Below are 2519 nucleotides of genomic sequence, written 5' to 3' on the forward strand. Positions count from 1 at the left end.
CCCTGTAATGCAGGACATCGTCGATTTTTAGCCTTCTTTCGTTTTCTGCGCAAGCGCCTCGGCAGCTTCCTTGAGCCTGTAGCTGCGACCATTGAATTCGAGGAGGTGGCAATGATGCATAAGGCGGTCAAGGATCGTGGTGCTCATCGTGTTGTCGCCAAGATATGCGCCCCAGTCCTGTACGACACGATTGGAGGTGACCACGACGCTTCGACGCAACTTGTAGCGCTGATGGATCAGGGTCTGCAATAGTGCGCCGGCGTCGTCGGGGATCGTACGTGAGAGGAACAGGTCGTCGAGCACGAGCAGGTCGCAATCGAGAACGGCACGCAGCCGCGACCGCCGTTTTTCCTGAGCACTCAGCGCATAACGGTTGAAGAAGTCATCGGTCTCGAGATACTGCACCTTGTGCCCGTGGAGGACGGCCTGATATGCGACCGCCTTCGCCACGTGCGACTTGCCGGTGCCAGGCTTGCCGACAATTAAACCGTTTTCGCCAGCGGCGATGAACTTCAGTGCGTGTAGCTGGAAGCAGGCTTGGCGAGGCAGCTTCGGATTGAACGACCAGTCGAATTCCGTCAGGGTAAGCCTCTCCTCGAGCCCCGATTGCTGGTAGCGACGCTCGATGAGGCGCGACTGTCGCCGGTCGAGTTCGTCCTGCAGAATCAGCGCGAAGGTCTCCAGAAATGGTTGCTGGCTCCCTTGGGCCTGCAGCACGCGTGTCTCGAGCGTGTCGCGTACGCCTGACAGACGCAATAGCCTTAGCGCGCGTTCGATGTCCGGTATGGTGGTGGTCATACGGTTTCTCCCGTCGTGGAGGATCGAGATGTGGCGCTGTGCTGCGCGCCGGCGTCGAAGAGCTCGCTGTATTCGGTTGCGGGCCGAATCAACGGGTGCTCCTGGATGAGCGGCAAGGCGAGCTGCGGCGCGCGATCGAGGCGCTCAAGTGCCTGTTCGAACAGCCGTTCGACAACGGTGCGCACCTGCCGGTAGCGATACAGGTGATGATGCAGCGCGTGGTCGCAGGCTTGCTCGACGAGCCAAGCGGGATACTTCTTCGCCAGCGCGACGATGCCCCACATGCCGCGATGTCCGACGCGTCCTTCGGCGTCGAACAGATGCTGGCAAAGTGCCTTTGTCTGCGGCCCGATGTCACCGGCGCTGGCGAGCGCCAGGCTCGTCTGGCGCGACGGATTGAACGGTCGCTCGCTCTCGGGCAGTTCGAGTGAACCGGGCTGCATGTGGCGTGGATGGGTGCGCAGCAGTTCCTGACTCAGACGGTCGCGGATCTCGATCGTGGTGTCGTAGATGCGCACACTGACGAGGCTGCCGATGGACGCAGGGCGCGCCGCGTAGTTGCTGCGCTCGATACTTACTGTGGTGTCGTCCCAGACGGTGCGTACGACTTCGGTGAAGTAGCGGAACGCGGTGGCCGGCAGCGGCCGCAGATGTGGCTTCTCCTCCTGGAACATCGCTTCGACCTGCCGCCGCGCTCTGCCGTGGATGCGCTTGGCTGCCCAGTTCTCCTCCCAATGCATCAGGAATTCATTCTGAGCTTCGAGTGATTCGAAACGCCGGCCGGTGAGCGCGGTGTTCTGCGTATGTTGGATCGCGTTCTCTACGGTGCCCTTTCGATTCGGGTCTCGTACTCGGGCAGGGTCGGCGACGACGCCGTAATGCTCAAGCATCGCCGCATAGAGCCGGTTGAGCTCCGGCTCATATAGATCGGGGGTGATGACACCTTCCCGGAGGTTATCGAGGACGACGTAACTCACGCTGCCACCGAAGTACCGGAAGGCGTCCTCGTGTAGTTGTGCCCAAACCTGCTTGCTCGACTTCCAGACCACTTGCCGGAAGCTGCGCCGCGAATAGCGTAGCGTCATGACAAACAAGCGCGGGCGCCGATACCGGCCCGTCCTCGGATCACGCGTCGGCGCGCCCTCACCATAATCGACTTGAGCTTCCTCAGCCGGAGCAAACTCGAGGCGGTCAAACTGCTCGGGATCGACGTGCCGGAGGGCGCGCACAAAGCGTTTGACGCTGTCGTAGCTCGCAGTAAAGCCGAACTGGTCAACCAGATCCTGGTAAATCGCTTGGGCATTGCGCTTCAAGCGTATCTGCTGCTCAATCCACTCGCGATAGGGTTCGCTGGCGGAACGGGCGAAATTGAACGGTTTGACCGGTGCGACGAACCGAGAAGCCGGCGGGCGCGAAGGTGGAGGAGTTTGCGCGCCCACCGGCTCCGCCATGTCGGTGGGCGCGGGGGTGGAGGAATTTGCCTCGTCCGAGACTCGCTGCGATTCAAAGATCGACTGATAGCGGCGGATCGTCTTGCGGTCGATCCCCGTGACCTCGTGGATCTTGCGCTGACTTGCCCCGCGTTCGAGCAGCGTGAATATCGTGGCTTGGAGATGCTGTTTCAAGACGTTCACCTCTTAATCTCCTTCATGCCTGAAGGAGAAGAAAATAAACGTCCTGCTACGTCGCTACCGGCTACTCAACCGGGCGCGCGGGGTGGA

2 protein-coding genes are annotated in these 2519 nt (G+C 61.0%); both read right to left on the reverse strand.

Annotation, left to right across the window (positions count from 1 at the left end):
• Positions 1-27: 27 nt before the first annotated feature.
• Positions 28-798: an IS21-like element helper ATPase IstB gene (gene istB / locus QCE79_RS32280; RefSeq protein WP_309851331.1), complete on the reverse strand. Its 771-nt coding sequence runs from the start codon at positions 796-798 to the stop codon at positions 28-30.
• Positions 795-2432, reverse strand: coding sequence for an IS21 family transposase (istA, locus tag QCE79_RS32285; RefSeq protein WP_309851334.1), 1638 nt, complete (start codon positions 2430-2432; stop codon positions 795-797). The genes istB and istA overlap by 4 nt, the downstream gene beginning before the upstream one ends.
• Positions 2433-2519: the final 87 nt, after the last annotated feature.

This window comes from Caballeronia sp. LZ003 (assembly GCF_031451465.1).
GTDB lineage: Bacteria > Pseudomonadota > Gammaproteobacteria > Burkholderiales > Burkholderiaceae > Caballeronia.

Excerpts from the sequence above, each read along its gene's own strand:
- istB (WP_309851331.1), bottom strand. The coding sequence starts at position 798 with ATGACCACCACCATACCGGACATCGAACGCGCGCTAAGGCTATTGCGT.